At 73.5% G+C, this 25,003-nt stretch carries 20 protein-coding genes; 2 read left to right on the forward strand and 18 right to left on the reverse strand.

Features of this window, described 5'->3' with window-relative positions; translation table 11 throughout:
* Positions 1 to 103 precede the first annotated feature (103 nt).
* Positions 104 to 1,003 (reverse strand): alpha/beta hydrolase, encoded by a 900-nt coding sequence (locus AB0947_RS10070; RefSeq protein WP_366749826.1) that lies wholly within the window; start codon positions 1,001 to 1,003, stop codon positions 104 to 106.
* A 268-nt stretch (positions 1,004 to 1,271) separates the two neighbouring features.
* Complete coding sequence (locus AB0947_RS10075) at positions 1,272 to 1,964, reverse strand: metal-dependent transcriptional regulator (RefSeq protein ID WP_014673345.1); 693 nt, start codon at positions 1,962 to 1,964, stop codon at positions 1,272 to 1,274.
* Positions 1,965 to 2,214: 250 nt separating this feature from the next.
* Between AB0947_RS10075 and AB0947_RS10080 the strand changes: the two genes are divergently transcribed.
* Positions 2,215 to 2,970: an SIS domain-containing protein gene (locus AB0947_RS10080; RefSeq protein WP_366749827.1), complete on the forward strand. Its 756-nt coding sequence runs from the start codon at positions 2,215 to 2,217 to the stop codon at positions 2,968 to 2,970.
* 16 nt (positions 2,971 to 2,986) lie between these two features.
* Here the strand turns inward: AB0947_RS10080 and AB0947_RS10085 are convergent, their stop codons facing one another.
* Both AB0947_RS10085 and pdxH read right to left on the reverse strand, forming a co-directional pair.
* Positions 2,987 to 4,399: a PAS domain-containing protein gene (locus AB0947_RS10085; protein ID WP_366749828.1), complete on the reverse strand. Its 1,413-nt coding sequence runs from the start codon at positions 4,397 to 4,399 to the stop codon at positions 2,987 to 2,989.
* 528 nt (positions 4,400 to 4,927) lie between these two features.
* A complete protein-coding gene (gene pdxH, locus AB0947_RS10090) occupies positions 4,928 to 5,614 on the reverse strand; it encodes a pyridoxamine 5'-phosphate oxidase (RefSeq protein WP_366749829.1) in 687 nt (228 codons plus the stop codon).
* A 176-nt stretch (positions 5,615 to 5,790) separates the two neighbouring features.
* On the opposite strand from pdxH, the gene AB0947_RS10095 reads away from it, so the two are divergent.
* Positions 5,791 to 6,891, forward strand: coding sequence for a citrate synthase 2 (locus AB0947_RS10095; protein WP_366749830.1), 1,101 nt, complete (start codon positions 5,791 to 5,793; stop codon positions 6,889 to 6,891).
* A gap of 103 nt (positions 6,892 to 6,994) precedes the next feature.
* Here the strand turns inward: AB0947_RS10095 and AB0947_RS10100 are convergent, their stop codons facing one another.
* From AB0947_RS10100 to AB0947_RS10165, 14 genes are all read right to left on the reverse strand, one after another.
* The gene (locus tag AB0947_RS10100) at positions 6,995 to 8,020 is read right to left on the reverse strand and encodes a 2-oxoglutarate and iron-dependent oxygenase domain-containing protein (RefSeq protein WP_366749831.1); all 1,026 of its coding nucleotides are present in this window, start codon (positions 8,018 to 8,020) and stop codon (positions 6,995 to 6,997) included.
* A gap of 266 nt (positions 8,021 to 8,286) precedes the next feature.
* Entirely contained in the window at positions 8,287 to 8,892 is a 606-nt protein-coding gene (locus AB0947_RS10105; protein ID WP_030642938.1) for a TetR/AcrR family transcriptional regulator, read from the reverse strand.
* Positions 8,880 to 9,626: an enoyl-CoA hydratase family protein gene (locus AB0947_RS10110; protein ID WP_366749832.1), complete on the reverse strand. Its 747-nt coding sequence runs from the start codon at positions 9,624 to 9,626 to the stop codon at positions 8,880 to 8,882. Before AB0947_RS10110 ends, AB0947_RS10105 begins: the two co-directional genes overlap by 13 nt.
* A complete protein-coding gene (locus AB0947_RS10115) occupies positions 9,623 to 11,191 on the reverse strand; it encodes a 4-coumarate--CoA ligase family protein (protein WP_366749833.1) in 1,569 nt (522 codons plus the stop codon). The genes AB0947_RS10110 and AB0947_RS10115 overlap by 4 nt, the downstream gene beginning before the upstream one ends.
* A gap of 22 nt (positions 11,192 to 11,213) precedes the next feature.
* Entirely contained in the window at positions 11,214 to 12,374 is a 1,161-nt protein-coding gene (locus AB0947_RS10120) for an acyl-CoA dehydrogenase family protein (RefSeq protein ID WP_366749834.1), read from the reverse strand.
* A gap of 54 nt (positions 12,375 to 12,428) precedes the next feature.
* Entirely contained in the window at positions 12,429 to 14,270 is a 1,842-nt protein-coding gene (locus AB0947_RS10125; RefSeq protein WP_366749835.1) for a biotin carboxylase N-terminal domain-containing protein, read from the reverse strand.
* Positions 14,271 to 14,278: 8 nt separating this feature from the next.
* A complete protein-coding gene (locus AB0947_RS10130; RefSeq protein ID WP_366749837.1) occupies positions 14,279 to 15,877 on the reverse strand; it encodes a carboxyl transferase domain-containing protein in 1,599 nt (532 codons plus the stop codon).
* The gene (locus tag AB0947_RS10135) at positions 15,874 to 17,550 is read right to left on the reverse strand and encodes an acyclic terpene utilization AtuA family protein (RefSeq protein ID WP_366749839.1); all 1,677 of its coding nucleotides are present in this window, start codon (positions 17,548 to 17,550) and stop codon (positions 15,874 to 15,876) included. Before AB0947_RS10135 ends, AB0947_RS10130 begins: the two co-directional genes overlap by 4 nt.
* Positions 17,547 to 18,341 carry a TIGR03084 family metal-binding protein gene (locus AB0947_RS10140; protein ID WP_366749840.1) on the reverse strand — a complete coding sequence of 265 codons (795 nt, stop codon included), beginning with the start codon at positions 18,339 to 18,341 and terminating at the stop codon, positions 17,547 to 17,549. Before AB0947_RS10140 ends, AB0947_RS10135 begins: the two co-directional genes overlap by 4 nt.
* Before the next feature lie 126 nt (positions 18,342 to 18,467).
* A complete protein-coding gene (locus AB0947_RS10145) occupies positions 18,468 to 20,180 on the reverse strand; it encodes an NAD-dependent malic enzyme (protein ID WP_366749841.1) in 1,713 nt (570 codons plus the stop codon).
* 153 nt (positions 20,181 to 20,333) lie between these two features.
* A complete protein-coding gene (locus tag AB0947_RS10150) occupies positions 20,334 to 21,281 on the reverse strand; it encodes an EamA family transporter (RefSeq protein WP_366749842.1) in 948 nt (315 codons plus the stop codon).
* Positions 21,282 to 21,392: 111 nt separating this feature from the next.
* Positions 21,393 to 23,411 (reverse strand): ABC transporter ATP-binding protein, encoded by a 2,019-nt coding sequence (locus AB0947_RS10155; RefSeq protein ID WP_366749843.1) that lies wholly within the window; start codon positions 23,409 to 23,411, stop codon positions 21,393 to 21,395.
* A gap of 86 nt (positions 23,412 to 23,497) precedes the next feature.
* A complete protein-coding gene (locus AB0947_RS10160; protein WP_366749844.1) occupies positions 23,498 to 23,626 on the reverse strand; it encodes a hypothetical protein in 129 nt (42 codons plus the stop codon).
* A gap of 167 nt (positions 23,627 to 23,793) precedes the next feature.
* Positions 23,794 to 24,927, reverse strand: coding sequence for a peptidoglycan bridge formation glycyltransferase FemA/FemB family protein (locus tag AB0947_RS10165; protein ID WP_366749845.1), 1,134 nt, complete (start codon positions 24,925 to 24,927; stop codon positions 23,794 to 23,796).
* Positions 24,928 to 25,003: the final 76 nt, after the last annotated feature.

Raw genomic sequence — 25,003 nt, forward strand, 5'->3', positions numbered from 1 at the left:
CCCACTCGTCTGCCGGGTGCGGTGACATGGCGGCCAACGGTTCGTCGTGGCCGGTCGCACCACCCGCCCGCACCCGCCGATGACACACGGACCCGGCAGGCGCTCAGGCGCTCAGCCGCTCAGCCCCGGGCAAGCCGTCGAGGAACGGCGAGACGGCGGCCCGCCAAGCCACCGGCAGGTCATAGTGGGCCAGGTGCCCCGCGTCCGGGACCTCCGCGTACTGTCCGCGTGGCAGCACCCGCACCATCTCCTGGGCCTCCGCCCGCCCCAGCTCGCCGTCCACGCCGCGCACCACCAGCGTCGGGCACCGGACCTGGGCCAGCTCCTCCCAGTGGGCGTCGTGGACCCACGTCTCGCGGGAGCTGAGCATCTGTTCGGGGTCGAAGACGGGCCGCCAGCCGTCCTCGCACTCGTGCATCACCTCGGCGTAGAAGGACCCGCGCGCGGGGTTCGGGCGCTCCACCCAGGGGTCGTCCTCGCCGAACCACTTGCGGACGTCGGCCAGGCTGGCGAAGGGGACGGGCCAGGACCGGAACCAGTCGGCCCACTCGCGCTGCGAGGCCCCGCCGAGGGCGGAGGCCCGCATGTCGCAGATGATCAGGCCACGCACCAGATCGGGGCGCTTGGCGGCGAGCTGCCAGGCGGTCAGGGCGCCCATGGCGTGGCCGACGAGGAGGACGGGGGCGAGGCCGAGCTGCTCCACGGCGGCCTCCGCGTCCTCGACGTAGGCCTCCCGGGTGTACGCGGCGCGCGGGGGCTTCTCACTCCGGCCGTGGCCGCGCTGGTCGAGGGCCACGGCGCGGTGGCGGCCGGCGAGCCAGCGGGCGGTGGGCGCCCAGTGGGAGGCGCGGCCCATCAGACCGTGGAGTAAGAGCACGCCCGGAGCGCTCGGGTCCACTTCCCCCTCGGCGTCCGCGTCCGCCTCCGGTTTCGGAGGGTCGGCGAACTCCCAGGCGGCCAGGCGCACCCCGCCCGCTCCCGTCACATCGATACGCCGTGCCATCTGACCTGGCCCCCCAGCTCCGCCGTGCTCGTCCAGCTGTTTCAGGCTATCGAATACCTATTCGAAAATTGCGTCTCCGCAGACAACACCCCTCATTTGAGTGACAACCCTCAGGGCATGATCGCCTCAGTCGAGGGGATGTCTTCTGGCGGGAGGCGGACCGCTCGGGGAAAAGCCGGTCCGAGGGGATGACCCTGAGAGCTCGGGGCTCCGGGTCAGCACAGGGGAGGACAGGCCCCGGCGCGCAAGCGCCGGGGCCCTCTCCGTGTCAGCGCTTGGCGACGAACACGTGGGAGGCGGTGTCCGCCTCCAGCTCGGCCGCCTCGCCGCCGCTGCCCACCAGCACGCCGCCGGGCGACTCCGTCACGCTCACCACCGAACCGGGCTGCACACCCGCCCGCCGCAGCGTGTACATCAGCTGGGCGTCCGTCTGGATCGGCTCGCCGATGCGGCGGACGACGACCGTCTTGCCGTCCGAGCCCGGGTCCAGGTCGGCCAGCGACACCATGCTCTCGTCCAGGAACGGGTCCGCGCCGTCCTTCTCGCCCAGCTCCTCCAGGCCCGGGATGGGGTTGCCGTACGGCGACTCCGTGGGGTGCCTCAGCAGCTCCAGCACACGGCGCTCGACGGCCTCGCTCATCACGTGCTCCCAGCGGCACGCCTCCGCGTGCACCTGCTCCCACTCCAGGCCGATCACGTCGACGAGCAGACACTCGGCCAGGCGGTGCTTGCGCATCACGCGGGTCGCCAGCCGGCGGCCCTCGTCCGTCAGCTCCAGGTGCCGGTCGCTGGCCACGGAGACCAGTCCGTCGCGCTCCATGCGCGCGACCGTCTGGCTCACCGTCGGCCCGCTCTGGTCCAGCCGCTCCGCGATGCGGGCGCGCATGGGGACGACGCCTTCCTCTTCGAGTTCGAGGATGGTGCGGAGATACATCTCCGTGGTGTCGATCAGTCCGGACATACGTGCCCCTCGATTACCTCTGCCGGCAGCCGGCCGCGTGCGCTGGCCCTGGCACCAATTCTGCCGGATCCCACTGACAAGCGGGCGGCACCGGCGAAACGGGGGCCGAGTCGGGCTGCGGGGCGGTCCCGGGGCCGGGTGCGGGCGGGGCCCGCGCTCCCGTCCTGAAGCTCCCGCCCGGCCGTATTGACACCGCCCTGGTCCAGACCGCACGGTGATCCGCGACACAGACGCTGCGAAGGGGCACCGCATGAGCGACGGCACGCCTGCCGACCTGTTCTTCGACGCCGCCATCGGCCTGCTGCACCGGGTCCGCGACGAGGAGGCCGGGGCGATCACCGCGGCCGGCACCCTGCTCGCCGACACCGTCGCGGCCGGTGGCCGCCTGTTCGCCTTCGGCGCCGGGCACTCCTCCCTGGCCGCCCAGGACGTCGTCTACCGCGCCGGCGGCCTGGCCCTGATGAACCTGCTCGCCGTCCCCGGCGTCGTCGGCGTCGACGTCACCCCGGCCACCCTCGGCTCCGCCCTGGAACGCGTCGACGGCCTCGCGAGCGCCGTCCTCGGGACCTCGCCGCTCCGCACCGGTGACGCCCTCGTGATCGTCTCCCTGTCCGGCCGCAACGCGCTGCCCGTGGAGATGGCCCTCACCGCCCGCTCCCGCGGCGTGAAGGTCATCGGCGTCACCTCGGTGGCGTACGCCTCGCAGACGACGTCCCGGCACTCCTCCGGCACCTTCCTCAAGGACCACTGCGACGTCGTCCTCGACTCGAAGATCGCCGTCGGGGACGCGGAACTCACCCTCGACACCATCCCGGCGCCCTTCGCCCCCGCGTCCACGGTCGTCACCAGCGCCCTGATGCAGGCCGTCATGGCGACCACCGCCGCCACCCTCGCCGACCGCGGCGTCGAACCCCCGCTGCTGCGCTCCGGCAACGTCGACGGCGGACACGACTGGAACACCCGGGTGATGACGGAGTACGGCGACCGGATCTTCTACCGGCACTGACCGCGCCCCGCGGCCGTCAGGGGGCGCGTTCCTCCGGTCGGTCGCGCAGTGTCTCCGCCAGGTCCAGTGCCGCCGCGATCCGGACGGCCACGTCCTCCGCGTACGCCGTGTCGGAGCGCTCGAAGCGGCTGCGGCCGGACCCGCGCAGGAACGTCACGACGCCCAGCGTCCGGCCCCGGCTGCGCAGCACCGCGCACAGGGCGTGCACCGCGTCGCCGGGCCACTGGCGCTGCTCCGCCCACTCCCGCGCCCGCTGCTCGGAGACCGGTCCGGCGTCCGCGCGCACGGTGCCGCCGCGCTCCACGCACTTCAGCGCCGGGTGGCCCTGCGGGTAGCGCAGCGGAAGCCCGGCCGCGCCCGTGAACAGGCTCGGGCCCGGTGCCCCGGCGGGCGTGGCCGCGAGCCGTACCAGCCGGACCGGACCGGTGCCGTCGGCGTCCTGCGCGCGCGGGCGGTCCGCCACCCGGTCGACGAGGGCGTGGTCGGCGAAGCCGGCGAGGGCGAAGTCCAGGTGGACGGTGGCCGCCTCCGCCGGGTCCTCGCACTCGGCCGCCGCACGGGCGGCCCGGTGCAGCTGGTTCGTCCGGAACCGCAGCAGGGCCGCCTCCTGCTCCCCCTGCTTGGCCTCGGTGACGTCCTCGAACAGCCATCCCACGCCGAGCGGCACCGGCTCCTCGGCGAGCGGCGAGGACAGCCGCAGGAACGCGCTGCGCCAGCAGCGCCGCTTCTCGCCCGCCGGGGCGCGGACGGTCACCCACATCTCGGCGGGGGCCGGCGGCGCGCCCTCGGCGAGGACGTGGGTCAGCGCGGCCTCCAGCTCCTCCACGCCCTGCGCGAGCAGCTCGCCCAGCGGACGTCCCAGCACGGACGTGCGACCCACTCCCAGCGCCCGCGCCGCGTGCGCGTTCACCACGGCGGGCCGCAGGTCGGCGTCGACCAGGACGACCCCCCAGGACGCGTCCTGGAACAGCGCCTCGCTCAGCGCGATGGACCGCTCCAGGTCGATCTGGGCGTGCACCTCGCTGAACGCGCAGTACACCCCCGCGGGCTCGCCGTCGGGTCCGCGCACGGCGGCCGACTGCGTCCGCACGAGCACGCGCCCGCCGCCCTTGGTGACCAGCGCGAACTCGTGCACCTGCCGGCCCGGCGCCCGCATCGCCGACAGCAGCCGGGCCTGCACCTCCTCGGCGTCGGCGCTGCGCACCGCCCAGCCGGCGAACCCCCGCCGCCCGACGGCCTCGGCGGCCGTCCAGCCGAGGATCCGCTCGGCCTCCCGGTTCCAGTGGGTCACGACCCCGTCGGCGTCGAAGGCGCACAGCGCCGCGTCCATGCCGTCGAGCAGCGCGGCGAGCAGGTCGGAGCCGCCGGACTCGCCGGGCTCGTCCGGCCCCAGCTCGTCAGTGGTCCCACTCCGCCGCGAAGCACTCACCTCGACCCCCTGGAGACTGCGTCCGCGCACGCACGGCGCTCGGTTCGCTCACTGCCCCTCATTCAACTGGAACGTGACACACCCCACACCCTGTTCCCGCAAGATTGCGGGGATCAATGCCGCGGGCCGCTCGGTGAGAGCCGCAGGTCCACCCACTCGTCGCGCCACCCTCCGCTCCCCCCGCCGGCGGACGCACGGCCGAACATCCGACGAGCACCTCGCCCAGGTTGCGGGTGGCGCGTGAAAAAAACAGTTGAGCCCGTCGCGGCGGTTTCTTAGGGTGTCGGTTACACGAGAAGGGAGGTGGTTCGGCAGATGTATGACAACCGGACGCGTGAGGTGGCTGCGGGCTAGCGGCCCGTCCCACACCATGTGCGGTGCCGGACCGGCACGCGAACGCTGCGTGCAGCCGGCCCAATCCCAAGCAGTCACCCGACCCGCGGGCTGCCGGTACGTCCGGCCGGCTCCTCCTTGAGGAACCCAGCCCGCGGGTCGTCTGCGTTCCCGCCCGTGTCCACCGGGCCCCGGTCAGGGGCTGAGGCGTTCGACCTTCCAGGTGCCGTCCGGCCGGGCGACGTAGCGCAGGCGGTCGTGGAGGCGGTTCTCGCGGCCCTGCCAGAACTCGATCGTCTCCGGAGTGACGCGGAAACCGCCCCAGTGCGGGGGGACCGGGACCTGTTCGTCCTCCGGGTAACGGGCCTCGAGCGCGGCGTAGGCCGTGTCCAGCTCCGCGCGGGAGGCGATCACCGAGGACTGGGCGCTGGCCCAGGCGCCCAGCCGGGAGCCGTGCGGGCGGGTGCGGAAGTAGGCGGCGGTCTCGTCGCGGCCGGTGCGCCGGGCGGTGCCGGTGACGATCACCTGGCGGGCCAGCGGGTGCCAGGGGAAGAGCAGCGCGACGTGCGGGTTCTCCGTCAGGTCACGGCCCTTGCGGGAGTCGTAGTTGGTGAAGAAGACGAAGCCCTCGGTGTCGTACTGCTTCATCAGCACCGTGCGCGAGCTGGGGCGGCCCTCGGCGTCCGCCGTGGAGACGACCATCGCGTTGGGCTCGTAGAGCGTGCCGTGCAGGGCCGCGCGGGCGGCGTCCTCGAACCACCGGGTGAACTGGTCCATCGGATGGGTGGCGAGATCCTGTTCGGCGAGGCCGTCGGCCCGGTACTGCTTGCGCATGGCGGCGGGATCGAGGACGGGGTCCAGGAGCGGGTCGCGGTCGGTCACGCGGTCATCCTGCCGTATCGAACGGGTATGGCACTCAGTGTCGCGTGGTCTCCCCAACTATGGCACCGGGGGTTATCGTGCTGCTCCCTTTGCGGTTGGGTTGACCACGGGTGACCACCGGCAGATCGGGGCATCACCGGGGTGACCGCCGCCCGCACATCACGAGGAGCCGCCTGATGTCCGATTTCGTACCCGGACTCGAAGGTGTCGTCGCGTTCGAGACGGAGATCGCCGAACCGGACAAGGAGGGCGGCGCCCTGCGCTACCGGGGCGTCGACATCGAGGACCTGGTCGGCCACGTCTCCTTCGGGAACGTGTGGGGTCTGCTGGTGGACGGCGCCTTCAACCCCGGGCTGCCGCCCGCCGAGCCGTTCCCGATCCCCGTGCACTCCGGCGACATCCGCGTGGACGTCCAGTCGGCGCTCGCCATGCTCGCCCCCGTGTGGGGGCTGCGGCCGCTGCTCGACATCGACGAGGGGCAGGCCCGGGAGGACCTGGCGCGGGCCGCCGTCATGGCCCTGTCGTACGTCGCCCAGTCCGCGCGCGGCCAGGGGCTGCCGATGGTGCCGCAGCGGGAGATCGACCAGGCGAACTCGGTCGTGGAGCGGTTCATGATCCGGTGGCGGGGCGAGCCGGACCCCAAGCACGTGGCGGCCGTGGACGCCTACTGGACCTCCGCCGCCGAGCACGGCATGAACGCGTCCACCTTCACCGCCCGGGTCATCGCCTCCACCGGCGCGGACGTCGCCGCCGCGCTGTCCGGCGCGGTGGGCGCCATGTCCGGGCCGCTGCACGGCGGCGCGCCCTCGCGCGTGCTCGGGATGATCGAGGAGATCGAGCGCACGGGTGACGCGGAGGCGTACGTCAAGCAGGCGCTCGACCGGGGCGAGCGCCTGATGGGGTTCGGGCACCGGGTGTACCGGGCCGAGGACCCCCGGGCCCGGGTGCTGCGGCGTACGGCGCGGGAGCTGGGGGCGCCGCGGTTCGAGATCGCCGAGGCGCTGGAGAAGGCCGCGCTGGAGGAGCTGCACAACCGGCGGCCGGACCGGGTGCTCGCCACCAACGTGGAGTTCTGGGCGGCGATCATGCTGGACTTCGCCGAGGTGCCGGCGCACATGTTCACGTCGATGTTCACGTGCGCCCGTACGGCCGGGTGGTCGGCGCACATCCTCGAGCAGAAGCGGACGGGACGGCTCGTGCGGCCTTCTGCTCGGTATGTGGGGCCGGGGCCGCGCCGGCCCCAGGACATCGAGGGGTACGCGGACATCGCCCGCTGAGCGGGGCTCCTGGGGCGCGCGGGCGGCTGCGGGCCCGTTGCGGCTCGGTCCGCCCGCACGGCGGAGCCGCGCATCGATGCGGCCGCGCGCCCCAGGGAGCCGATCACGCCGGGGTCAGCAGGTTCCCGTGGTGCCGCTGCGCCACCAGCGGGTGGGCCCTGAGCTTGCCCTTGAGCTCGTTGTAGCCGTACTCGGCGTACAGCGGGTTCGTCGGGTCCGTCGTGATGCCGGGGGCCTTGGACGCGTGCGGGAAGGGGAGCGGCTCGATCCGCGCGTCCAGGCGGGGGTTGTAGAAGAACGGGACCGAGAAGCGCTCGGTGGCGCCGGGCGGGCTGACGACCCGGTGGTTGGTGGCCAGCAGGTAGCCGTTGGTGGCGACCTCCAGGAGTTCGCCGAGGTTGACGACGAACGCGCCCTCGATGGGCGGGACGTCGTGGAAGCGGCCGTCCTCGCGCTGCACCTGGAGACCGCCGACCGTGTCCTGGAGGAGCAGGGTCAGGAAGCCGTAGTCCTTGTGGGCGCCGACGCCCTGGCCGGTGCCGTCGTCCGCGCTGCCGGGGTAGCGGACGAGCTTGAGGTGCGGGTGGGCGTGGTCGCCGAAGACCGGGTCGTAGAAGTCGGCCGGGGCGCCGATGGCGGTCAGCAGCTCCCGCAGGAGCCGGTGGGCGACCCCGCTCAGCTTGTCGATCCAGGCGAGGGCGGCCGTGCGGAGTCCGGGCAGGGCGGCCGGCCACTGGTTGGGGCCCTGGAGCCACCAGTACGGCGGCTCGCCGGGACCGGGGACACGGGCGGGGCGTTCGGCGCCGATGTCGAGCTGGTCGCGCCAGTCGCGGGCGCCGCCGGTGCGCTCGTCGCCGGTGCGGGTGTAGCCCCGGAAGTGCGGGGAGCCGACGTTGTCCAGGGCGAGCCGGTCGGCCTCGGGGAGGGCGAAGAAGGCGCGCATGGCGGTGAGCAGCGCGTCGGTCTCGGCGTGGGTCACTCCGTGGCCGACGAGCTGGAAGAAGCCGACGTCGTGGGCGGCGCTGTGCAGCTGGGCGTGGAGCAGGGCGCGGGCCTGCGGGTCGCCGTCGGCGGCCGACAGGTCGATGATCGGGAGCTGGTCGTACGACGTCACTGTGTGCGTGGTCATGATGCGTCCGCGGGGTGTACGGGGCACGGGTGACCGCCGGGGGTGGTGGCGGCCCCCGGGTGCCGGAAAAAGGGAGGAAGAGAAGAAGGGGGCTGGTCAGGCGGAGAGGCGCCGACAGCCCATGCTCGTGACGCGCACGTAGTCCACGTGGCGGCGGCGAACGAGCATCGGAAGCATGCGCCAAGGGTAACGCGCCCCCCTGATGGCCTCCTCGGCACGATCCCGGGCCCCGCGCCAGCCGGCTCCCGCACCGGCCGGGCCCGCCCTCAGCCCAGCGCCTCCTCCAGCAGCGCCGCCCACTGGGCGACGACCCGTTCGCGGCGGGCGGTGTCGTCGGTGAGGAGGTTGGCGAGGCCCAGGCCCCGGGCCATGTCCAGCAGGCCCTGGACGGTCTCGCGGACGCCGGGGCGGGACTCGTCGGCGCGCAGGAGGTCGACGGCGATGCGGTGGGTCTCGCGGCCGACGCGGGCCTCCAGCTCGGTCACGCGCGGGCGCAGCTGTTCCTCGTCGGAGGCGGCGACCCACAGGTGCAGGGCGGCCCGGAACAGGGGGCCGGTGTAGAGGTCGACCAGGGCGGACACGACGGCCCGGCGGTCGGCGGCGCCGTCCGGGAACAGGGCCCGCAGGGCGAGGGAGCGTTCCTCGGAGACGTACTCGACGGCGGCGGTGAACAGGTCCTCCCTGGTCGGGAAGTGGTGCTGGGCGGCGCCCCGGGAGACACCGGCCCGCTCGGCCACGACGGCGACCGTGGAGCCCGCCCAGCCGCGCTCGGCGAGGCAGGCCACGGCGGCCTCCAGGAGCCGCTGCCGCGTGGCGCGGCTGCGGTCCTGCTTGGGCACGCGCTCCCGTTCCGTCGTTCTCACACCACCCATGCCGCATCACGTCTTTCCAGGAAGGCCGTCATCCCCTCCCGGGCCTGGGGGGAGGAGAACAGCCGGGCCGAGAGCGCGGTCAGCTCGGCCGCGTCCCGGTCGAATGTCTCCAGCACCCTAGCCGTGAGCAGCCGTTTCGTCTCGGCCAGGGCCTGCGGGGAGGAGCGGCGCAGACCGTCGAGGACGGGGACCAGGGCGTCGTCGACGTCGTCCGCCGCCACCGTCAGCAGGCCCAGGCGCACGGCCTCGGCCGGGCCGAGGCGTTCGCCGGTGAGGTAGTAGCGGGCCAGGGCGCGGGGGGCGGTGCGCGGGATCACCGGCAGGGAGATCACGGCGGGGGCGACGCCGATGCGCACCTCGGTGAAGGCGAAGGTGGCGTCGGTGGAGGCGGCGGCGATGTCACAGGCGGCGAGCAGGCCGAGGCCGCCGGCGCGGACGTGGCCGGTGACCCGGGCGACGACGGGTTTGGGCAGCTCCACGATCTGCCGGAGCAGGGCCACCAGGGCGTCGGGGTCGGGCGGGTCGCGCAGGTCGGCGCCGGCGCAGAACGTCGTACCGGTGTGGGTGAGGACCACGGCCCGTACGTCCGGGTCCTCGCCGCAGTCGGCCAGGGCCCCGGCGAGTTCCGTGACGAGTGCGGCGGACAGGGCGTTGCGGGTGCCCGTGGAGTCCAGGCTGAGGGTGTCGACGGCACGCGCGCGCGTGCGGCCGATGCGTGCGGTCGGGTGCGTCACGTGTGCTCCCTGAGCTGCCGGCGCAGGATCTTGCCGGAGGCGGCGCGGGGGACGGTGTCGACGAAGGTGATCCGGCGGACGCGTTTGTACGGGGCGACGCGTTCGGCGACGTACAGCAGGACGTCGTTCTCGGTCAGGCCGTCGGCGGTGGGCCGGCGGACCACGAAGGCGTGCGGGACCTCGTTGCCGTCGGCGTCGTACGCGCCGATGACGGCCGCGTCGGCGATCTCCGGGTGGGTGAGCAGGAGCGCCTCCAGTTCGGCGGGGGCCACCTGGAAGCCCTTGTACTTGATCAGTTCCTTCACCCGGTCGACCACGAACAGCCAGCCGCCGGCGTCGACGTGGCCGACGTCCCCGGTGTGCAGCCAGCCGTCGGCGTCGATCAGCGCGGCGGTGGCGTCGGGCCGGCCGAGGTAGCCCTTCATCACCTGGGGGCCCCGGATCAGGATCTCGCCGGACTCGCCGGTGCCCAGGTCCTTGCCGGGGTCGTCCAGGGAGACGATCCGCATCTCGGTGCCGGCGATGAGCCTGCCGACCGTGCCGGCGGGGGCCTCGCGCAGCCGGTCCAGGGGGACGACATGGGTGCCGGGGGACAGTTCCGTCATGCCGTACGCCTGGCCGATCGGGGGCAGGCCCAGGCGCTCGGCGCAGGCTACGGCGAGCCGGGCGTCCAGCGGGGCGGCGGCGCTGATCACGTACCGCAGCGAGGAGAGGTCGTAGCGGCTGACCGCCGGGTGCTTGGCGAGGGCGAGGACGATCGGCGGGGCCACGTACAGGCCGGTGATGCGGTGCTTCTCGATCGCGGCGAGGAACGTCTCCAGCTCGAAGCGCGGCAGGACGACGACCGTGGCGCCCTTGCGCAGGGGCGCGTTCATCAGGGCGGTGAGGCCGTAGATGTGGAAGAACGGCAGGACGGCGAGGATGCGGTCGCCGGGTCCGGCCGGGACGGCGGGCTCGAGCTGGGCGAGGTTGGTGGCGATCTGCCGGTGGGTGAGCATGACCCCCTTGGGGGTGCCGGTGGTGCCGGAGGAGTACGGCAGCGCTGCGATGTCCTCGGCCGGGTCGATCCCGGTATCCGGCTCGGGGGCGGTGGTGGCGAGCAGGTCGATCAGCGAGCGGTGGCCGGGCGCGCTGTCGCAGACGAGGATCTCCCGGATGCCGCCCGCGAGTTCGGCGGCCCGGCGGGCGGTCTCCAGCAGCGGGGAGACGGTGACGATCCAGCGGGCCGCGCTGTCGCCGAGCTGCTTCGCGAACTCCTCGGCGGTGGCCAGCGGGTGCACGGTGGTGACGGCGGCGCCCGCGCGCGTGGCCGCGTAGAAGGCGGTCGGGAACGCGACCGTGTTGGGGCTGTGCAGGGCGAGGACGTCGCCCTTGCGGACGCCCGTCTCGGCGAGGGCGGCGGCCAGGCGCCGGTGGAATCGGTCCACCTGCTCGTACGTGAGGGTGGTGCCGTCCGTGCCGTCGATGAGGGCCGGCTGGTCGCCGAAGTCGGCGGCCTGGCCCAGGACGGCGTCGTGGATGGGGAGTTCTACGGGCGGAACGTCTGCGTACTCGCTGCGGAACACGGTTCCTCCTCGCACAGGGCGCCTAGTACGACTTGGGCAGGCCCAGGGTCTGGTGGGAGACGTAGTTGAGAATCATCTCCCGGCTCACCGGGGCGATACGAGACACGCGCGCGGCCGTTATCAGCGAGGCGAGCCCGAACTCGCGCGTGAGCCCGTTGCCGCCGAGGGTGTGCACGGCTTGGTCCACGGCCCGCACGCAGGCCTCGCCCGCCGCGTACTTGGCCATGTTCGCGGCCTCGCCCGCGCCGATGTCGTCGCCGGCGTCGTAGAGACGGGCCGCCTTCTGCATCATCAGCCGGGCCAGCTCCAGGTCGATGTGCGCCTGCGCCAGGGGGTGCGCGATGGCCTGGTGGGCGCCGATGGGGGCCTTCCAGACCGTCCGCTCGCGGGCGTACGCGACGGCCTTGGCGAGTGCGTACCGGCCCATGCCGATGGCGAACGCGGCGGTCATGATCCGCTCGGGGTTGAGCCCCGCGAAGAGCTGGAGGAGCCCCGCGTCCTCATCGCCCACCAGCGCGCCGGCGGGCAGCCGTACGTCGTCGAGGACCAGCTCGAACTGCTTCTCGGCGGCCTTGAGTTCCATGTCGATCGGGTGCTTCCGGAAGCCCTCCGCGTCCGTCGGGACGATGAACAGGCAGGGCTTGAGGCGTCCGGTGCGGGCGTCCTCGGTGCGGCCGACGATCAGCACGGCGTCGGCCATGTCGACCCCGGAGATGAACACCTTGCGGCCGGTGAGCAGCCAGTCGGCGCCGTCCCTGCGGGCCGTGGTGGTGATGCGGTGGCTGTTGGAGCCGGCGTCGGGCTCGGTGATGCCGAAGGCCATCAGGCGGCTCCCTGCGGCGAGCCCGGGGAGCCAGTGCCGTTTCTGCTCCTCCGTGCCGAAGCGGGCGATCACCGTGCCGCAGATCGCCGGTGAGACGACCAGCATCAGCAGGGGGGAGCCCGCGGCGCCCAGTTCTTCGAGCACGATGGAGAGTTCCGCTATGCCGCCGCCTCCACCGCCGTACTCCTCCGGGAGGTTGACGCCGAGGTAGCCGAGCTTTCCCGCCTCGCTCCACAGTTCGGCCGGGGGCCTGCCCTCGGCGACGGTGCGGGTGAGGTAGTCGCGGCCGTAGCGCTTGCCGAGGGCGGCCACCGCCGAGCGGAGGGCCTTGTGTTCTTCGGATTCGACGAGGGTGGTCATGCGGTTCCTCCGCGTGCGGGTCGTGGGTGGCTGGTCGCGCGGGTCCCCGCGCCCTCAGGTCGGCTGCACCACCGCCAGCACCGTGCCGGGCTCCACCTGCTGCCCGGGCTCGGCGTTCAGCGTGCTGAGCGTCCCCGCCGCCGGGGCCGAGATCTGGTGCTGCATCTTCATCGCCTCCAACCAAATGAGGCCCTGGCCCGCCCGAACCGTTGCCCCTTCGGTCAGGCCCTCGGCGATCCTGACCACCGTGCCCGGCATCGGGGCCACCAGGGACCCCGGCGCGAGCTGGGCCGTCGGGTCGGGGAAGCGGGGCAGGGCGGTGAGGCGGACGGTGTCGACGTGGACCTGGTCGCCGTACCGGGACACCTGGAACCTGCGGCGTACGCCATCCGCTTCGAGCACCACCAGATGCGCGTCGGCGTGCACGACCCGGACCCCGTCGGCGGCCAGGCCCTCCCGGGTGTGCCGGTACCGGACCTCGTGCTCCTCGCCGTCCATCTCGTACCGCTTCACCTGCGGCTGGGAGGGGACGTTGCGCCAGCCGCCGAAGCGCGAGCGGCCGTGGGCGTCGGCGAGGGCGGCGGCCAGGGGTGCGTGGGGGTCGCGGGCGGGTTCGGTGAGGGCGTCGAGGTGGCGGTCGTAGAAGCCGGTGTCCATGCGTCCGCTCGTGAACTCCGGGTGGCGCAGGGAGCGTACGAGCAGGTCGCGGTTGGTGACCGGGCCGTGGACCACGGCGGACTCCAGCGCGCCCGCGAGCCTGCGGACCGCCTCCGCGCGCGTGGGGGCGTGGGCGACGACCTTGGCGAGCATCGGGTCGTAGTGGACGCCGATGGTGTCGCCGTCGGTGTACCCGGTGTCCAGGCGGACGCCTTCCGGTACGGCGAGCCGGTGCAGGGTGCCGGTCTGGGGGGCCCAGTCACGGGCCGGGTCCTCGGCGTAGAGGCGGGCCTCGACGGCGTGGCCGCGCGCATGTGGGGGCTCGGTGCCGAGGGCGTGGCCCTCGGCGATCCGGATCTGTTCCGCGACCAGGTCGAGGCCGAAGACCGCCTCGGTGACGGGGTGTTCGACCTGGAGGCGGGTGTTCATCTCCAGGAAGTGGGCGCGGCCGTCGGCGACCAGGAACTCGACGGTGCCCGCCCCGGTGTAGGAGACGGCGCGGGCGGCGCGTACGGCCAGCGTGCGCAGCTCCTCCCTGAGCGCCGTGGGGAGTCCGGGCGCCGGGGCTTCCTCCACGACCTTCTGGTGGCGGCGCTGGAGGGAGCAGTCGCGGGTGCCGAGCGCCCAGACGGTGCCGTGGGTGTCGGCGAGGATCTGCACCTCCACGTGGCGGCCGTGTTCGAGGTACGGCTCCACGAAGACCTCGCCGTCGCCGAAGGCGCTCGCGGCCTCGGCGCGCGCGCCCTCCAGCGCGGCCCGCAACTCGTCCAGGCGGCGCACGATCCGCATGCCGCGCCCTCCGCCGCCGGCCGCCGCCTTCACCAGGACGGGCAGGTCGGCCTCGGTCACCTCCTGGAGGGGCTCGACGCCCAGCAGGCGTTTGGCGCGGGTCTTGGACGCCATGGCCTCGATGGCCTCCGGGGGCGGGCCGATCCAGACCAGGCCGGCGTCGAGGACGGCGCGGGCGAAGCCCGGGTTCTCGGAGAGGAAGCCGTAGCCGGGGTGCACGGCATCGGCGCCGGACGCCAGGGCCGCCTTCACGATCAGGTCGCCGCGCAGGTACGTCTCGGCGGGCGCCGCGCCCGGCAGCCGTACCGCCGTGTCGGCCACGCGCGCGTGGAGCGCGTTCTCGTCGGCGTCGGAATGGACCGCGACCGTCCGGATTCCCGACGCGCGGCAGGTGCGGAAGACACGGCAGGCGATCTCGCCCCGGTTGGCGACGAGCACACTGGAAATCACGGGATCCCTCACATCCGGAAGACGCCGAAGCCGCCGCGCGCGCCCTCGTAGGGCGCGGTGTGCAGGGCGGAGAGGCACAGGCCGAGGACGGTGCGGGTGTCGCGCGGGTCGATGACGCCGTCGTCGTACAGCCGCCCGGACAGGAACATGGGCAGCGACTCGGACTCGATCTGCTGCTCCACCATGGCGCGCAGGGCCGCGTCCGCGTCCTCGTCGTACGGCTGCCCCTTGGCCGCCGCCGACTGCCGGGCGACGATCGACAGCACGCCGGCGAGCTGCTGCGGGCCCATCACGGCGGACTTGGCGCTGGGCCAGGCGAACAGGAAGCGGGGGTCGTAGGCCCGGCCGCACATGCCGTAGTGCCCGGCGCCGTACGACGCGCCCATGAGGACCGACAGGTGCGGGACCCTGCTGTTGCTGACCGCGTTGATCATCATCGCGCCGTGCTTGATGATCCCGCCCTGCTCGTACTCCCTGCCGACCATGTAGCCGGTGGTGTTGTGCAGGAACAGCAGCGGGATGTCGCGCTGGTTGGCGAGCTGGATGAACTGGGCGGCCTTCTGCGACTCGGCGCTGAAGAGGACGCCCCGGGCGTTGGCCAGGATGCCGACCGGGTAGCCGTGCAGGGCCGCCCAGCCGGTGACCAGGCTGGTGCCGTACAGCGGCTTGAACTCGTCGAAGTCGGAGCCGTCCACGACGCGGGCGATGACCTCGCGCGGGTCGAACGGGATCTTCAGGTCCCCGGGGACGATGCCCAGCAGCTCCTCCGGGTCGTACCTGGGCGGCTCGGCCGGGCCGGGGTCCGGGTACGCCTTGCGGTGGTTGAGGCGGGCCACGACCCGGCGGGCCTGGCGCAGCGCGTCCGGCTCGTCCAGGGCGAAGTGGTCGGCGAGGCCGGACACGCGCGCGTGCATCTCGGCGCCGCCCAGCGATTCGTCGTCGCTCTCCTCGCCGGTGGCCATCTTCACGAGCGGCGGCCCGCCGAGGAACACCTTCGCGCGCTCCTTGACCATGATCACGTGGTCGGACATGCCGGGGATGTAGGCACCGCCGGCGGTGGAGTTGCCGAAGACGACGGCGATGGTCGGGATGCCGGCGGCGGAGAGCCGGGTGAGGTCGCGGAAGATGGCGCCGCCGGGGATGAAGATCTCCTTCTGGGACGGCAGATCGGCGCCGCCCGACTCCACCAGGCTGATGCAGGGCAGCCGGTTGGCGAGCGCGATGTCGTTCGCGCGGAGGGCCTTCTTCAGGCTCCACGGGTTGCTGGCGCCGCCGCGCACGGTCGGGTCGTTGGCGGTGATCAGGCACTCCACGCCCTCGACCACGCCGATCCCGGTGACGAGGGACGCGCCGACGGGGTACTCGCTGCCCCAGGCGGCCAGCGGGGACAGCTCCAGGAACGGGGTGTCGGGGTCCAGCAGCAGCTCGATGCGCTCGCGGGGCAGCAGCTTGCCGCGCGAGCGGTGCCGCTGGACGTATTTCTCACCGCCGCCCGCGAGCGCCTTGGCGTGCTCGGCCTCCAGCTCGGCGAGCTTGGCGAGCATGGCCGCGCGGTGGGCCTGGTGGTCGGGGCCGGTGGGGTCGACAGTGGTCCGCAGAACCGTCACAGCAGAGTCTCCGGGATGTCCAGGTGGCGGGAGCGCAGCCATTCGCCGAGGGCCTTGGCCTGCGGGTCGAAGCGGGCCTGGGCGGCGACTCCGGCGCCGAGGATGCCCTCGACGACGAAGTTGAGCGCGCGCAGGTTCGGCAGCAGGTGCCGGGTGACGGGCAGGTCGCGGGTCTCGGGCAGCAACTGCCGGAAGGCGTCGGTGGTCAGGGTGCGGGCGAGCCACCGCCAGGCCTCGTCCGACCGCGCCCACACCCCCACGTTGGCGTTCCCGCCCTTGTCCCCGCTGCGTGCCCCGGCGACCAGGCCGAGGGGCGCCCGGCGGACCGGGCCGGGCGGGAGGGGCTGCGGGAGGGGCGGGGGCGGCACGGCGCCGAGGGGCCGGGTGTCCTGGGGCGGCGGCACGGGGACACGGCGTCCGTCGTGGAGGACGGCCCTGTGGTCGACGTCCCCATGGGGTACGTACACATCCTCGAACACCCCATAGGGGGAGCCCTTTCCGGGTGGGGCGAGCACATGGAAGCCCGGGTAGCTGGCGAGGGCCAGTTCCACGGCGGCCCCGCTGAGCGCCCGCCCCACGACCCGCTGGTCCGGGTCCCGGACGACGAGCCGCAGCAGCGCGCTGGCCGTCTCCTCGGTGTCCGCGTCGGCCCGGTCGGTGCGCACCAGTTCCCAGCGGACGTCCCGTGGCGGCGACTTGGCGAGCGCGCCGGCGAGTTGCTCCCGCACCAGGGCCGCCTTGGCCTCGATGTCGAGTCCGGTCAGGACGAAGACGACCTCGTTGCGGAAGCCGCCGAGCCGGTTGACCCCGGCCTTGAGGGTGGGCGGCGGCGGCTCCCCGCGCACCCCCTCGATCCGCACCCGGTCCGGTCCGTCCTGGCTCAGCCGTACGGTGTCCAGCCGGGCGGTGACGTCGGGTCCGGCGTAGCGGGCGCCGCCGGTCTCGTACAGCAGTTGCGCGGTGACCGTGCCCACGTCCACGAAGCCGCCGGTGCCCGGGTGCTTGGTGATCACGCTGGTGCCGTCGGCGTGCACCTCGGCGAGCGGGAAGCCGGGACGCCGTACGTCCCCCTCGCCGAAGAACGCGTAGTTGCCGCCCGTGGCCTGGGTCCCGCACTCCAGCACGTGACCGGCGACGACGGCGCCGGCGAGGCGGTCGTGGTCCGCCGGCCCCCAGCCGAAGTGGGCGGCGGCGGGGCCGGTGACGAGCGCGGCGTCGGTCACCCGGCCGGTGACCACCACGTCGGCGCCGGCCCGCAGGCACGCGGCGATGCCGAAGCCGCCGAGGTAGGCGTGGGCGGCGAGGGCGCCCGGGTGGGCGGCGGTCAGGTCGTCGCCCTCGACGTGCGCGACCCGCGCCGGGATGCCGAGCCGGTCCGCCAGCTCCCGTATCCGGCCGGCCAGTCCGGCGGGGTTGAGGCCGCCGGCGTTGGTGACGATCCGCACGCCGCGTTCGCGGGCGAGGCCCAGGCAGTCCTCCAGCTGGCGCAGGAAGGTGCGGGCGTAGCCGGCGGCCGGGTCCTTCAGCCGGTCGCGGCCGAGGATGAGCATGGTGAGTTCGGCGAGGTAGTCACCGGTGAGGACGTCGACCTCGCCGCCGGTGAGCATCTCGCGCAGGGCGTCCGCGCGGTCACCGTAGAAGCCGGAGAAGTTGCCGACGCGCAGCGGGTTCACCGGCCGGCCCCCTTCGGCGGGCGGCCGGTGCCGGGCGGGCCCGCGAAGGCCTGGGCGATGCCGAGCCAGCGGTCGGCGTCCGGGCCTGCGGCCGTCAGCGCGAGGTCGTCCCGGTGGGCGCGCTGGGTGACCAGGAGGCAGAAGTCGAGGGCGGGACCGGTGACGCGCTGGGCGGCGCGCTCGTCGCCGTACGCCCACACCTGGCCGGAGGGCGCGGTCAGTTCCACCCGGAACTCCTCGGCCGGCGGGGTCAGTCCGTGCACTCCGAAGGCGAAGTCACGGGTGCGCACGCCGAGCCGGGCCACATGCCGGAGCCGGTCGGTGGGTGGGCGCACCACACCCAGCGCGTCGGCGATGTCCAGCCCGTGGGCCCAGGTCTCCATCAGTCGGGCGGTGGCCATGGAGGCGGCCGACATGGGCGGGCCGTACCAGGGGAAACGGGCACCGGCCGGTGCGTCGCGCAGGGCCCGGTCGAGGGCGGTGCGTCCGCCGCGCCAGGCCGCCAGCAGGTCGCCGGGCGGGAGTACGGCGCCCTCCTCCGCCCCCTCGCCCACGAACGCGTCGGGTGCGGCGAGCGCCTTGTCGACCAGCGCCCGGAAGGCGTCGGCGTCGGTGACGGCCAGCAGGGCCGAGCGGTCGGTCCAGGCGAGGTGCGCGATCTGGTGGGCGACGGTCCAGCCGGCTGCCGGGGTGGGCAGGGCCCACTGCTCGGGGCTCAACTCTGCTACGAGCCGGTCGAGTTCACCGCTCTCGGCACGCAGGTCGTCAATGACGGGCGTCGGGTCGGCCATGAGGGGGAGCATGGCAGCGGGAGCAGAAACAATCAAGCACGCTTGCATGAATTGATGGCCGGCAGGACCCCGGCACGGGGAGACAAAGGGTCCGGACGGCTCGGCCCGCTCCGCCCGGACCCGGGGTCACACCGCTTCCACCGGCGGGTACACCGGCTCCCACCGGGCGGCCCGGACCGCCGCCTCGCAGTCGTAGAGGCCGTTCCGGGCGACACCCTCCTCCACCGCCACGCGGGCCACGGCCACGGCGACCGCCTCCGAGGTGGCGCGCAGGTCCCGGATCGGTGGCAGGACCGGCGCGTCGGAACGGGCGACCTCCGTGTCACCGGTCCGGCGGGCCACCGCGTCGGCCGCCGCGCGGAGCATGCGGTCGGTGACCCGGGAGGCGCGGGCGACGATCACACCGAGGCCGAGGCCGGGGAAGACCAGCGCGTTGTTGGCCTGGCCGATCTCGTACGTCGTGCCGTCCCGCTCCACCGGGGCGAAGGGGCTGCCGGTGGCCACCAGGGCCTTGCCGTCGGTCCAGTCGAGCAGGTCGGCGGGGGTGGCCTCGGCGAGGTCGGTCGGGTTGGACATGGGCAGGATGATCGGGCGCTCGGTGTGCCGGGCCATCTCGCGGACGATCTCCCGGGTGAAGGAGCCGCCCTGGCCGGAGGTGCCGATCAGGATGGTCGGGCGGGCCCGGCGGACCACCTCGTCCAGCGGGACGCCGGGCAGGTCCTCGTCCCGGCGCCAGTCGTCGACCTCGTCGGCGGGGCGGGCGTACGGCTTCTGGAAGTCCCGCAACCGGTCGCCCTGGTCGGTGGTGAGCAGGCCGTACCGGTCCACGCACCAGAAGCGGGCGGTGGCCTGCTCGGCGGACAGGCCCTCGGCGATCAGGGCGTCGCGCAACTGGTCGGCGACGCCGATGCCGGCGGTACCGGCGCCGAAGACGACGATCCGGTGCTCGGGCAGGGGCGTGCCGGTGGCGCGGACGCCGGACAGGACGGCGGCGAGGTTGACGGCGCCGGTGCCCTGGATGTCGTCGTTGAAGGTGCAGACCTGGTCGCGGTAGCGGTCGAGGATGCGGCGGGCGTTGGCGGTGCCGAAGTCCTCCCAGTGCAGCAGGGCGTGCGGGAAGAGCCGGGTCGCGGTGGTGACGTAGGCGTCGATGAAGGCGTCGTAGGTGTCGCGGTCGGCGCGCGGGTGGCGGTTGCCGAGGTAGAGGGGGTTGTCGAGGAGTTCCCGGCGGTTGGTGCCGACGTCGAGCATGACGGGCAGGGTGCGGCGCGGGTCGATGCCGGCGGCGGCCGTGTAGACGGCGAGCTTGCCGACGGCGATGTCGATGCCGCCGACGCCCCAGTCGCCGATGCCGAGGATGCCCTCGCCGTCGGTGGCCACGATCAGGTCGACGTCGTCGGCGCCCAGGCCGTGCGCGCGCAGGGAGCGTTCGATGTCGTCGGGGGCGTCCACGGAGAGGTAGACACCGCGCGGGCGCCGGTACTCCGTGCTGTACCGGCGGATCGCCGTGCCCACCGTGGGGGTGTAGACGACGGGCAGCATCTCTTCGAGGTGGTCGCCGACGAGCCGGTAGAACAGCACCTCGTTGCGGTCGTGCAGCGCGGTCAGGTTGACGCTCCTGGCCAGGTCGCCCGGCTGGTCCCGGAACTGGCCGTAGGCGCGTTCGGCCTGCTCGTCCTGGGTGAGCACACGGGGTGGGACCAGCCCGACGAGGTCGAGGGCGCGGCGCTCCTCCTCGGTGAAGGCGGTGCCGCGGTTGATCCGGGGATCGGCGAGAACGGCCCGGCCCCGGGCGGTCACCTTCAGCGGGCTGGGGTGGGTGTCACGAGCGTCGGTCACGAGATCCGCCTTCCGTCCGGCTGCGCCCCTTCAGGCCACACACAGGAGTGTGCGGGAGAGGGGCGGGACGCGCAGGGTGAGCGGGGAGGGGGTCCCGTGGGGACGGGCGGGCCTGGGAGGCGTCCTTCCGATCAGTGACCGGTAAGACGCTCCCTACGCTTCCGGCGCCCGCAGGCCGGCCTTCGTCCGGGAGGTCTGGGTGCGTACCGCGCCGATCGTCGCCGCGATGACCAGGCTGATCGCCGCGGCCTCGGTGGGGGTGAGGGACTGGCCGAGGATCAGGAAGCCGGCCGTGGCCGCGATGGCCGGTTCCAGGCTCATGAGGATGGCGAAGGTCGGGGCCGGCAGCCGGCGCAGGGCCAGCAGTTCGAGGGTGTAGGGCAGGACCGAGGAGAGCAGGGCCACCGCCGAGCCGAGGGCGACGGTGGTGGGGTTCAGGAGCCGGCTGCCGGCGTCGGCGATGCCCAAGGGAAGGAAGAGGAGGGCCGCGACCGCCATGGCCAGCGCCAGGCCGTCCGCCTGCGGGAAGCGTCGGCCCGTACGGGCGCTGAAGACTATGTAGGCAGCCCACATGGTGCCTGCACCCAGGGCGAAGCCGACACCTGTGGGGTCCAGCTTGCCGAAGCCTCCGCCGCCGAGCAGGAAGACGCCGGCGAGGGCCAGGCCGGCCCACAGGGCGTTGATCGCGCGGCGGGAGGCCACGACGGACAGGGCCAGGGGGCCGAGGACTTCGAGGGTGACCGCCGGGCCCAGCGGGATACGGGCGACCGCTTCGTAGAACAGGCCGTTCATCGCGCCCATGGTGACGCCGAAGACGACGACCGTGCCCCAGTCGGCCCGGGAGTGCCCGCGCAGCCGGGGCCGGCAGACGAGCAGGAGGACGACGGCCGCCGCGAGCAGGCGCAGGGTGACGACGCCCAGGGCACCGGCCCTGGGCATCAGCGTGACGGCCAGCGCGCCGCCGAACTGGACCGAGATCCCGCCGGCCAGCACCAGCCCCACGGGTCCGAGTGAGCCGAGCGGGCCGCGCGGGGCGGCCGGATGCGCGCCGTCGCCCGAGGTGGTCGGGGTCGGCGTGGTGGTGCTGAGCGGGGCGGTCACGAGCGGTCCTGGGCTTGGTCGGATTCGTGCATCTCGATGTACTACCAGGTCCAGGGTAATGGACTTCGACAGGGGCGTGAACCCTTGACGGGACTGTCCCGGATGCTGGGATCAGCCGCCCGGCCACGCCTCCTGGTCGCGGAACACCGGGGCCGTCGGGGCGGACGCCCTCGGGGCGCAGGCCGCCGGGGGTGCCTGGGCGTACGCCTCCTGCCTGTACGCGTACTCGTGGGCGTACCCGTTCCCGTACGCGTACCCGTTCCCGTACCCCTGTCCGCCGTACTCGGGCGTGTGTGGCGGCGCCGGTGTCCGCTGCTCCTCCCACAGCGGCATGCGCAGCTCCTCCGTGTCCAGCACCGCGTTGTTCTGCGAGCGGTGCAGCCGGGCGTAGGCGCCGCCCCGGGCGAGGAGTTCGCCGTGGCGGCCGCTCTCCACGATGCGGCCCCGGTCCACGACGAGGATGCGGTCCGCGTCGGGGGCGAGGTTCAGGTCGTGCGTGATCATGATGGTCGTCCGGCCTGCCATCAGCCGGCGCAGGGGTTCGACGACGCGGCGGGCGGCCAGCGCGTCGAGCCCGGTGGTCGGTTCGTCCAGGACCAGGACGGGCGCGTCGCGCAGGATGGCGCGGGCGATGGCCAGGCGCTGGAGCTGGCCGCCGGAGAGCCGGGCCGAGTGGGGGTCGACCCGGGTGTCGTAGCCGTCGGGCAGCCGCAGGATGAAGTCGTGGGCGTCGGCCGCCTTCGCCGCCTGCTCGATCGCCTGGTCGCTGGCGCCGGGCCGGCCGCAGGCGATGTTGGCGCGCACCGTGTCGTGCAGCACCAGGGTCTCCTGCGGAAGCAGGGTGACGTACTCGCGCAGCCGGGCCAGCGGGAAGTCCCGCACGGGCACGCCGTCCAGGAGCACGTCCCCGCGGTCCGGGTCGTAGAAGCGCAGCAGCAGCTTGGACACCGTGGACTTGCCCGCTCCGCTCGGGCCGGTGACGATCACCAGCTCGCCGGGGCTGACACGGAAGGAGAGGCCGTCGAGGGCGGCCGTCTGTGCGCCGGGGTAGCGGAAGGAGACGTCCCGCACCTCCACCGTGCCGTCCGGGCGGCCCACCCGCGCGTGGTGGCGGGGGTCCGCCACCGAGGGGCGCACGTCCAGGATCTCGATGAGGCGTTCGGCGCCGGCGGTGGCCGCGGTGACCGTGAGGCCGAGCTGGGCGAGGCCGCGGACGGGCGGGTAGAGGTAACCGAGGAAGGCGGCGAAGGCCAGCAGCTGCCCGAGGGTCATGCGGCCGGTGGAGATCTCCCAGGCTCCGATGCCGATGACGGCGAGCACGCACACCGTCTCGATGACCTGGACCAGCTGCTCGTAGGCCTCGTTCAGACGGGTGGAGCGGACGGAAGCGCGGAACCAGGCGTTCGCCTCCTCGCGCAGCCGGCGGCGCTCGGCGTCCCGGCGGTCGTACGCCTGGGTGAGCACGATGGTGCCGAGGGACTCCTCCACCACGGAGGTGATCGCGCCGTCGGCGACCCGGCCCTCGCGGGAGACGTCCTTGATGGAGCCGGAGAAGCGGCGGGCGGCCAGCCAGAACAGCGGGGCCAGGACGAAGGTGGCCGCGGCCAGGTCCCAGCGCAGCCAGAACGCGGCGGCGGCGTAGAAGAGGGCGGAGAAGGCCGCCGAGGCGGCGCCGACCAGGCCGGACACGACCATCATCTCGATCGCCTCGACGTCGCTGGTCAGCCGGGAGAGCAGATCGCCCTGGCGGTGCCGCTGGAAGAAGTGCGGGGGCAGTTGCTGCACGTGGTCGAAGACGTGCTCGCGCAGCCGCATCACGAAGCGCTCGGTGGCCCACGCGGCCAGCGAGTTGCCCGCGTACGCGACGAGCGCGCCGGCCACCGCGATCCCCAGCCACTGCGCGGCCGGGCTCCAGAACGCGGCGAGCGAGCCCCGCTGGAGGGCGTGGTCGGTGAGATCACCGAACAGCAGGATGGCCTCGGTCTCCGCGAGCGCGGCGAGCACCGTGCACAGCCAGACGGCCAGCAGCCATTTTCTGAGCCCCTTGGTCAGCGGCCAGAAACGGCGGAACGCGGTACGGGCGGGAATAGCGGGTGTTCCGTACTCGAATTCTTCACCCTCGTCAGCCATCAGAAATCCTTTCCGAATCACCTTCCCAGAGGAAGAGGAAAAGGGGTCGACGGTGCACCGTCGACCCCTTCCGGCTCAGCGTCCGATCACTGGTCCCGGCCGGCCGGCGGCTTGGGAAGCGGCTGGTGCGCGCGCTTCTTGGGCTTCGGCTGCGGCGGCGGGAGCTGCTTCGTCTTGGACTTGGGGGGCAGCGGGGAAAGCTTCTTGAAGCTCATTCCGACTCCTAATGTCGCGCTTTTCCTGTGGTGCTGAATTCCGCGTCCGGAACCCGACACCGAAGAAGTTACACGCCTCCCGGGCCGCCGGACGGCAAAAATGGCAAAGGGGCGCTGTGAATCCCCTGGGAAAAGCTGGGAGTTCGGCGGAGAACCTGAGAGCGGCCTCAGCGGCGGGCCAGATAGACGTCGAACGCCTTGTGCAGCAGCCGGTTCAGCGGGAAGTCCCACTCCCCCACGTACTCGACGGCCTCACCGCCCGCGCCCACCTTGAAGCGCAGCAGGCCGAGCAGGTGGTCGGACTCCTCCAGGGTGTCCGTGATGCCCCGGAAGTCGTAGACGTGCGCGCCGAGTTCGTGGGCGTCGCACATCATCCGCCACTGCAGGGCGTTGTTGGGCTGCACCTCGCGCTTGCGGCTGGTGGAGGCGCCGTAGGAGTACCAGACGTGCCCGCCGACGATCAGCATGGTGGCCGCGGCGAGGACGTCCCCGTCGTGGTGGGCGAGGTAGAGCCGCATCCGGTCGGGGTGCTCCGCGGTGAGCGCGGTCCACATGCGCTGGAAGTACGGCAGGGGGCGTGGGATGAAGCGGTCCCGTTCGGCGGTCTCGGCGTAGAGGCCGTAGAAGACCGGCAGGTCCTCCGCTCCGCCCCGGACGATCTTCACGCCCGCCTTCTCGGCCTTCTTGATGTTGCGCCGCCACTGCTGGTTGAGCCCGCGGTGGACGTCCTCCAGGGACCGGTCCGCGAGCGGGACCTGGCACACGTACCGGGGCTGCCCGGCGGCGAAGCCCTCCTCCCCGCCGGGCGCGGTCTGCCGCCAGCCCATGCGGCGCAGCCGCTCGGCAAGCGCGAGGCCCGGCCCGCAGGACGTCGCCGGTACGTCGCCCAGCCGGTGCGTGCCGGGGTCGGCGATCGCGGCCTTGACCGCCTCCGGGCTCCACCGCCGGGTCACCACGGGCGGCCCCATCTTCACCGTGAAGGCGCCCCGGGCCTTGAGGTGCGCCAGCAGCGGCTCCAGCCAGCGCTCCGGATCGGGCGCGTCCCAGTCGATGACGGGCCCCTCGGGGAGGTAGGCCAGATACCGCTTCAGCCTGGGCAAGGGCCGCAGCAGCACCAGTCCGGCCCCCACGAGCCGCCCGTCCGCCTCGAACCATCCCAGGCTCTCGGCCCGCCAGTCCGGTTTCACGCCCCCCCACGACGGCACCTGCAGATGGCTGACCGAGGCACGCTGTGCCACGAAGGCGAGGTGCTCGGCACGGGTGAGGGGGCGGAGGGTCAGGGGACGGGGGGTCAGCGACATGGGCGGGGCTCCTTCGGTCACGGGGCCGGTCCCTGGGGCGAGGCCGGTACGACGACGGTGAGGACGGTGCCGGCGG

Origin of the sequence: Streptomyces sp. NPDC047841, assembly GCF_040704085.1 — a bacterium.
GTDB lineage: Bacteria > Actinomycetota > Actinomycetes > Streptomycetales > Streptomycetaceae > Streptomyces > Streptomyces argyrophylli.

Excerpts from the sequence above, each read along its gene's own strand:
- AB0947_RS10105 (WP_030642938.1), bottom strand. The coding sequence starts at position 8,892 with ATGGGTGGTGTGAGAACGACGGAACGGGAGCGCGTGCCCAAGCAGGAC.
- AB0947_RS10075 (WP_014673345.1), bottom strand. The coding sequence starts at position 1,964 with ATGTCCGGACTGATCGACACCACGGAGATGTATCTCCGCACCATCCTC.
- AB0947_RS10160 (WP_366749844.1), bottom strand. The coding sequence starts at position 23,626 with ATGAGCTTCAAGAAGCTTTCCCCGCTGCCCCCCAAGTCCAAGACGAAG.
- AB0947_RS10100 (WP_366749831.1), bottom strand. The coding sequence starts at position 8,020 with ATGACCACGCACACAGTGACGTCGTACGACCAGCTCCCGATCATCGAC.
- AB0947_RS10080 (WP_366749827.1), top strand. The coding sequence starts at position 2,215 with ATGAGCGACGGCACGCCTGCCGACCTGTTCTTCGACGCCGCCATCGGC.
- AB0947_RS10095 (WP_366749830.1), top strand. The coding sequence starts at position 5,791 with ATGTCCGATTTCGTACCCGGACTCGAAGGTGTCGTCGCGTTCGAGACG.
- AB0947_RS10070 (WP_366749826.1), bottom strand. The coding sequence starts at position 1,003 with ATGGCACGGCGTATCGATGTGACGGGAGCGGGCGGGGTGCGCCTGGCC.
- AB0947_RS10155 (WP_366749843.1), bottom strand. The coding sequence starts at position 23,411 with ATGGCTGACGAGGGTGAAGAATTCGAGTACGGAACACCCGCTATTCCC.
- AB0947_RS10165 (WP_366749845.1), bottom strand. The coding sequence starts at position 24,927 with ATGTCGCTGACCCCCCGTCCCCTGACCCTCCGCCCCCTCACCCGTGCC.
- AB0947_RS10120 (WP_366749834.1), bottom strand. The coding sequence starts at position 12,374 with ATGACCACCCTCGTCGAATCCGAAGAACACAAGGCCCTCCGCTCGGCG.
- AB0947_RS10140 (WP_366749840.1), bottom strand. The coding sequence starts at position 18,341 with ATGGCCGACCCGACGCCCGTCATTGACGACCTGCGTGCCGAGAGCGGT.